The sequence below is a fragment of the Pseudomonas sp. P4_C3 genome, assembly GCF_056402075.1.
This window is the reverse complement of record NZ_JBFUIC010000219.1, coordinates 1-7,604: the sequence shown is the minus strand read 5'-3', so window position 1 is coordinate 7,604 and position 7,604 is coordinate 1. Positions and strand designations below refer to the sequence as shown.

6 protein-coding genes are annotated in these 7,604 nt (G+C 60.9%); all 6 read right to left on the bottom strand.

Annotated elements, in window-relative coordinates; all coding sequences use genetic code 11:
* Positions 1 to 973 (bottom strand): ABC transporter permease (locus AC1DVH_RS23490; RefSeq protein WP_477755831.1); only part of this gene is annotated, 973 nt, incomplete at its 3' end.
* 1 nt (position 974) lies between these two features.
* Positions 975 to 2,048, bottom strand: a complete 1,074-nt coding sequence (locus tag AC1DVH_RS23485) for a microcin C ABC transporter permease YejB (protein WP_477755830.1) — start codon at positions 2,046 to 2,048, stop codon at positions 975 to 977.
* A 4-nt stretch (positions 2,049 to 2,052) separates the two neighbouring features.
* Positions 2,053 to 3,894, bottom strand: coding sequence for an extracellular solute-binding protein (locus tag AC1DVH_RS23480; protein WP_477755829.1), 1,842 nt, complete (start codon positions 3,892 to 3,894; stop codon positions 2,053 to 2,055).
* A complete protein-coding gene (locus AC1DVH_RS23475; protein ID WP_477755833.1) occupies positions 3,891 to 5,711 on the bottom strand; it encodes an extracellular solute-binding protein in 1,821 nt (606 codons plus the stop codon). The genes AC1DVH_RS23480 and AC1DVH_RS23475 overlap by 4 nt, the downstream gene beginning before the upstream one ends.
* A gap of 225 nt (positions 5,712 to 5,936) precedes the next feature.
* On the bottom strand, positions 5,937 to 7,367 hold the full coding sequence (locus AC1DVH_RS23470; protein WP_477755828.1) for a transglycosylase SLT domain-containing protein: 1,431 nt from the start codon (positions 7,365 to 7,367) through the stop codon (positions 5,937 to 5,939).
* A gap of 99 nt (positions 7,368 to 7,466) precedes the next feature.
* Positions 7,467 to 7,604: hydroxyacylglutathione hydrolase C-terminal domain-containing protein (locus AC1DVH_RS23465; RefSeq protein ID WP_477755832.1), on the bottom strand; the 138-nt coding region annotated here is incomplete at its 5' end.

The window sequence follows — 7,604 nt, the reverse complement described above, 5'->3', positions numbered from 1 at the left end:
CCAGCAAACTCAACATCAAGGCCAGCACCGCAAAGGCGCTGATGCCCAGCCAGGGCGCCTGGAGGTTGGATTTGCCCTGGGCCACCAGTTCACCCAGGGACGGGCTGCCCGCCGGCAGGCCGAAACCGAGGAAGTCCAGGGCGGTCAATGTGCCGATGGCGCCGGTGAGGATGAACGGCATGAAGGTCATGGTCGAGACCATCGCGTTGGGCAAAATGTGGCGGAACATGATCGCACCGTTCTGCATGCCCAGGGCGCGGGCGGCGCGTACGTATTCCAGGTTACGCCCGCGCAGGAATTCGGCGCGCACCACGTCCACCAGGCTCATCCACGAGAACAGCAGCATGATCCCCAGCAGCCACCAGAAATTGGGTTGCACGAAACTGGCGAGGATGATCAGCAGGTACAACACCGGCAGCCCGGACCAGATCTCCAGGAAGCGCTGCCCGGCCAGGTCCACCCAGCCACCGTAGAAACCCTGCAAGGCCCCGGCGATCACGCCGATGATCGAACTGAGCACGGTCAGGGTCAGGGCGAACAGCACCGAAATGCGGAAACCGTAGATCACCCGGGCCAGCACATCGCGGCCCTGATCGTCGGTGCCCAGCAGGTTGTCCGTCGAGGGCGGGGCCGGGGCCGGGACTTTCAGGTCGTAGTTGATGCTCTGGTAGCTGTAGGGAATCGGTGCCCACAGCACCCAGGCGTCCTTGGCCTTGAGCAGTTCGCGGATGTACGGACTCTTGTAATTGGCTTCCAGTGGAAATTCGCCGCCGAAGGTGGTTTCCGGGTAACGCTTGAGCGCCGGGAAGTACCAGTTGTTGTCGTAATGCACCGCCAGCGGCTTGTCGTTGGCGATCAGCTCGGCGCCCAGGCTTGCGCCGAACAGGATCAGGAACAGCCACAGCGACCACCAGCCACGCTTGTTGGCCTTGAACAGTTCGAAGCGTCGGCGATTGAGAGGGGACAGGTTCATCTCAATGCTCCCGGCTTTCGAAGTCGATGCGCGGATCGACAAGGGTGTAGGTGAGGTCGCCGATCAGTTTCACCACCAGCCCCAGCAAAGTGAAGATGAACAGCGTGCCGAACACCACCGGGTAATCACGGTTGATCGCCGCTTCGAAGCTCATCAGGCCGAGGCCGTCGAGGGAGAAGATCACCTCCACCAGCAACGAGCCGGTGAAGAAGATGCCGATGAGGGCCGAGGGGAAACCGGCGATCACCAGCAGCATGGCGTTGCGGAACACGTGGCCGTACAGCACGCGGTGGTTGGTCAGGCCCTTGGCCCTGGCGGTGATCACGTACTGCTTGTTGATTTCGTCGAGGRAGCTGTTTTTGGTCAGCAGGGTCATGGTCGCGAAGTTGCCGATCACCAGTGCAGTCACCGGCAGCGCCAGGTGCCAGAAGTAGTCGAGGATCTTGCCGCCCATGCTCAGTTCATCGAAGTTGTTCGAGGTCAGCCCGCGCAACGGGAACCAGTCCAGGTAACTGCCGCCGGCGAACACCACGATCAACAGGATGGCGAACAGGAACGCCGGGATCGCGTAGCCGACAATGATCGCCGAACTGGTCCAGACGTCGAAGTGGCTGCCGTGCCGCTTGGCCTTGGCGATCCCCAGCGGGATCGACACCAGGTACATGATCAGGGTGCTCCACAGCCCGAGGGAGATCGACACCGGCATCTTTTCCTTGATCAGGTCGATGACCTTGGCGTCGCGGAAGAAGCTGTCGCCGAAATCCAGGGACGCATAGTTCTTGACCATGATCCACAAGCGTTCCGGCGCCGATTTGTCGAAGCCGTACATGTGCTCGATTTCCTTGATCAGTGCCGGGTCCAGGCCCTGGGCGCCGCGATAGGCCGAGCCTGCCACCGAGACTTCGGCACCGCCGCCGGCGATGCGGCTGGTGGCGCCTTCGAAGCCTTCGAGCTTGGCGATCATCTGTTCCACCGGCCCGCCCGGGGCAGCCTGGATGATCACGAAGTTGATCAGCAGGATGCCGAACAGGGTCGGAATGATCAGCAACAGTCGCCGAAAAATGTACGCCAGCATCTGATTACTCCGTGCCCGCAGGAGCGGCCTGCAGTGTGGTTTCGACTTCTATCGCCGGCTTGATGTCGGGCTTGACCCACCAGGTGGCCGTGCCGATGTCGTATTTAGGCGAGACCTTTGGATGGCCGATGTGGTTCCAGTACGCCACGCGCCAGGTCTTGATGTGCCAGTTGGGTATTACGTAATAGCCCCATTGCARCACCCGGTCCAGCGCCCGGGCGTGGGCCACCAGGCTGTTGCGCGAATCGGCGTTGATCAGTTGCTCGACCAGTTGATCGACCATCGGATCTTTCAGCCCCATGGAATTGCGGCTGCCGGGTTTGTCGGCGGCAGCCGACATCCAGAATTCCCGTTGTTCGTTACCCGGCGAATTGGATTGCGGGAAGCTGCCGACAATCATGTCGAAGTCCCGGGAACGCACGCGGTTGATGTATTGCGAGACGTCGACCCGGCGGATCACCAGATCGATGCCCAGGTCACTCAGGTTGCGCTTGAACGGCAGCAGCACCCGTTCGAATTCGGTCTGGGCCAACAGGAACTCGATGACCACCGGCTTGCCCGTGGCGTCGACCATTTTGTCATCGACGATGCGCCAGCCGGCCTCTTGCAGCAGTTGATAGGCTTGGCGTTGCTGGGTGCGGATCATGCCGCTGCCGTCGGTGGTCGGGTTCTGGAACGCTTCGCTGAACACTTGCGGTGAAAGCTTGCCGCGGAACGGTTCGAGGATCGCCACCTGTTCGCCATCAGGCAGGCCGATGGCGGCCATTTCCGAGTTCTCGAAGTAACTGCGGGTACGCGCATAGGCACCGTTGAACAGTTGCTTGTTGGTCCATTCGAAGTCCAGCAGCAGCGACAAGGCCTGACGCACGCGCACATCCTGGAACACCGGGCGGCGCAGGTTGAACACGAACCCTTGCATGCCGGTCGGATTGCCGTTGGGAATCTGTTCCTTGACCAGTCGACCTTCGGTGACCGCCGGAGTGTTGTAGGCGTTGGCCCAGTTTTTCGCGGTCATTTCCAGCCAGTAGTCGAACTGCCCGGCCTTGAGCGCTTCCAGGGCCACTGTGTTGTCGCGGTAGTAATCGGTGGTCATCACGTCGAAGTTGTAGAAACCGCGATTGACCGGCAGGTCCTTGCCCCAGTAGTCCTTGACCCGCTCGTAACGCACCGAGCGTCCGGCCTTCACTTCGCTGACCTTGTACGGGCCGCTGCCCAGCGGGATTTCCAGGTTGCCCTTGTTGAAGTCGCGGTCGGCCCACCAGTGCTTGGGCAGCACCGGCAACTGGCCGAGGATCAGCGGCAGTTCGCGGTTGTTGGTGTGCTTGAACTTGAACAATACGGTGAGCGGGTCTTCGGCGACCACTTCGGCCACGTCGTTGTAGTAGCCGCGGTACATCGGCGCGCCATCCTTGGTCAGCATCTGGAAGCTGAACACCACGTCCTCGGCGCGAATCGGATGGCCATCATGGAAGCGTGCTTCGGGGCGCAGGTAGAAGCGCACCCAAGCGTTGTCCGGAGCTTTCTCGATCAACCGGGCGATCAAGCCGTACTCGGTGAACGGCTCGTCCAGCCCTTGCTTGGCCAGGGTGTCGTAGATCATGCCGATATCGTCCGCCGGCACACCCTTGCTGATAAACGGGTTGAGGCTGTCGAAACCGCCGAAACCGGCCTGACGGAAGATTCCGCCCTTGGGCGCATCGGGATTGACGTAGTCGAAGTGTTTGAAATCGGCCGGATATTTCGGCGGCTCGTTATACAGGGTCACGGCATGTTGTGGGGCGGCGCAGGCCAGCCCGGCGAACAACAGGCCGCTGGCCTGCAGGAGCAGGGTGCGGATGGGTTTCATTGATCTTTCTCCGAAGATTTCAGCCACCACGCGTTCAGGCCCAGGGTGTAGGGCGGCGTGGTGACGAAGGCGAGCCGGTTGCGGTACGCCAGACGGTGATAATTGAGGTACCAGTTGGGCACGATGTAGTGCTGCCACAGCAGCACGCGGTCGAGGGCCTTGCCGGCGGCGACTTGCTCATCGCGGGTCTGGGCCGCCAGTAACTGCTCGAGCAAGTGATCGACTACCGGGTCGGCAATGCCGGCGTAGTTTTTGCTGCCCTTGACCCCGGCCTGGCTGGAGTGAAAGTACTGCCATTGTTCCAGGCCCGGGCTGAGCGTCTGGTTGAGGGTCATCAGAATCATGTCGAAATCGAACTGGTCGAGGCGCTGCTTGTATTGTGCGCGATCGACCGTGCGCAGCCGTGCGTCGATGCCGATGCTGCTCAGGTTCTCGAGGTAAGGCTGGAGGATGCGCTCCAGGTTCGGGTTGACCAGCAGTAACTCCAGGCGCAACGGCTGCCCGGCGGCGTTTTGCAGGCGCTGGCCATTGAACTTCCAGCCAGCATCGGCGAGCAGGCCAAGGGCTTTGCGCAAGGTCTCCCGGGGGATGCCGTGCCCGTCGGTCTGCGGCAGGCTGAACGGCTCGGTAAAGAGCCTGGCCGGCAACTGTTCACGATAGGACTTGAGCAACAGCCATTCGTGCCCGACCGGCAAACCGCTGGCCGAGAACTCACTATTGGGGTAGTAGCTCATGGCGCGTTGGTAGGCGCCGCTGAACAGCGTGCGGTTGGTCCATTCAAAGTTGAACATCAGCCCCAGCGCTTCACGGACCTTGGCGTCCGAGAATGCCGGGCGACGGCTGTTCATGAACAAACCCTGGGTCTGGGTCGGGATCTGGTGGGGAATCTGTGTCTTGATCACGTCACCGCGGCGTACGGCGGGGAAGTTGTAGCCAGTGTCCCAGTTCTTCGCCTGATGCTCGATATAGATATCGAATTCACCGGCCTTGAACGCCTCGAACGCCACGTCGCTGTCGCGGTAGAACTCGACCTCCATGCGGTCGAAGTTGTACTTGCCGCGATTGACCGGCAGGTCCTTGCCCCAGTAATCCTTGACCCGTTCGAAGATGATCTGCCGTCCCGGCGTGACCGAGGTGATGCGATACGGTCCGCTGCCCAGCGGCGGCTCGAATGTGGTGGCCTTGAAGTCGCGGCCTTTCCAGTAGTGCTGCGCCAGCACCGGCATTTCGCCCAGGCGCAGGATCAGCAGCGGATTGCCGGCACGCTTGAACACGAAGCGGATGCGCTGCGGGTTGAGGRTGTCGACCCGCAACACTTCCTGAAGGCTGGTGCGGTACAGCGGATGGCCTTCCTTGAGCAGCGTGCGGTAGGAGAACGCGACGTCATAGGCGGTGATCGGCGTGCCGTCATGGAAGCGTGCTTCGGGACGCAGGTTGAACACCACCCAGCTGCGGTCCTCGCTGTACTCCACCGACTGGGCGATCAGGCCATAGCTGGACGCGGGCTCGTCACCCGAAGGCGCGTACTGCCCGGTACCGACCATCAGCGGCTCGTTGAGCTCGTTGATGCCGTATTGCAGGAAATTCGCCGTGGTGACCGGGCTGGTGCCCTTGAAGGTGTACGGGTTGAGCGTGTCGAACGTGCCAAACGCCATGACCCGCAACGTACCGCCCTTGGGCGCTTGCGGGTTGACCCAGTCGAAGTGGGTAAATCGGGCCGGGTACTTGAGCGTGCCGAACTGCGCATAACCATGGCTTTCGCTGATCGTCGCGCTTGCGGTGGAGCTCAAGGCCAGGCAGATCAGGAGCAGGGGCAGGGGGCGCTTCAAATAGGGGATCCGATCCAGGCGGCTTGGGCTTTGTGGACCGTACAGTAACAGCTTGTATGGACAGGAAAAAGACGGGAGATTTGAGCGGTTGCAATCCTGTAGGAGCGAGCTTGCTCGCGAAGAACCTGAGGGCGCGGCATTTATCCAGAATGCCCGCGTTATCGTTGGCGACTTTCGCGAGCAATCGAGCGTCGACCGGCTGCTCCTACAGTTTTAGTGCGGATTGGCCACCGTCAACATCTGGCCAGGCTTCAGCGCCTGACCGACACGCGGGTTCCAGCGCTTGAGGTGCTGCATTTCAACGTTGAAGCGCTTGGCCACGATGTACAGCGAGTCGCCTTGCTGGACCTTGTACGTGGTCTGCTGTTTTTTGGTATTGGCTGCAATCACGGTGTTGACGCGCCCGGAGCTGCGTTTGCTGTTGTCCTGCATGACGAGGGTCTGGCCGGGCTTGAGGTTCTTGCCGGTCAGTTTGTTCCAGCGTTGCAGGTCCTGCACGTCAACGTTGTTGGCCTTGGCGATGGAGCCGAGGTTGTCACCCCGTTTGACCCGGTAGGAACGCTTGACGCTGGCGACCTGGGTATCGTCGGCACCTTCGAAGACCGGCTTGAGCGATTTCTTGCTGATCAACTCTTCAGGGCGCATGGTTTGCAGGCTGCTGGTCAGCAGTTGCGCCTTGGAAGTCGGCACCAACAGGTGCTGCGGACCGTCGATGGTGGTGCGCTGCTTGAAGGCCGGGTTGAGCTGGAACAGTTCGTCTTCGTCGATGTTGGCGACTTCAGCAACCTTGGACAGGTCCATGCGCTGGTTGATTTCGACGACCTTGAAGTAAGGTTCGTTGGCGATCGGGTTGAGGTTCACGCCGTAGGCTTCCGGCGCCATCACCACCTGCGACAGTGCCAGCAACTTCGGCACGTAGGCCTGGGTTTCGGAAGGCAGCGGCAGGTTCCAGTAGTCGGTCGGCAGGCCGAGGCGTTCGTTGCGCTCGATGGCCCGGCTGACGGTGCCTTCGCCGGCGTTGTAGGCCGCCAGGGCCAGCATCCAGTCGCCGTTGAACATGTCGTGCAGGCGGGTCAGGTAATCCAGCGCGGCGGTGGTCGACGCGGTGATATCGCGACGGCCATCATAGAAACGGGTTTGACGCAGGTTGAAGTAACGCCCGGTGGAGGGGATGAACTGCCAAAGACCCACCGCGTCGGCCCGGGAATAGGCCATCGGGTTGTAGGCGCTTTCAATCACTGGCAGCAGTGCCAGTTCCAGCGGCATGTTGCGCTCTTCAAGGCGTTCGACGATGTAATGAATGTATAAGCTGCCACGTTCGCCGGCGTTTTCGAGGAAAGATGGATTGCTGGCGAACCAAAGGCGTTGTTGCTCGATGCGCGGGTTGACGCCCAGCCCGTCCTGCAACTGGAAGCCCTGGCGCATACGCTCCCAGACGTCCTGGGGAATTTGCGGGCTGGGTTTTTCGCTGAGCCAAACCGGCTTCTGCTTGGCGCGCGCGGCGATGTTCTGCGCGTGCGCCGCATCGGTCTGCGGCGCATGGCTGGAACAGCCCGCCAGGGTGGCGGACACAGCCACCGCGATGGCTTGAGCCAAGCGGGTCAATGCGTCTGAACTGATGGCTTTGCGAATAGGTGACGACATTGGCTGGAAGTAAGTTCCGGGCAAAAATGTCGGGCGATTCTAGAAAGCGCACCCTGCGCGGTCAACCTTTCAGAATTGTTGCAACCTTGTGAGATCCCTTTAGAACGTGTCTTTCCACGCTCGAAGAGCAGCAAAAACCATATCGGGCACCGAGTTATCGGTGCCGGTCCGTTCGTCCGCTTTTTCTTTAACGGATGTTTCACCGGAGCGCAAAAACGGGTTTGTGAGCTTTTCCAG

Coding starts and splice junctions, on each gene's coding strand:
- AC1DVH_RS23470 (WP_477755828.1), bottom strand. CDS start 7,367: ATGTCGTCACCTATTCGCAAAGCCATCAGTTCAGACGCATTGACCCGC.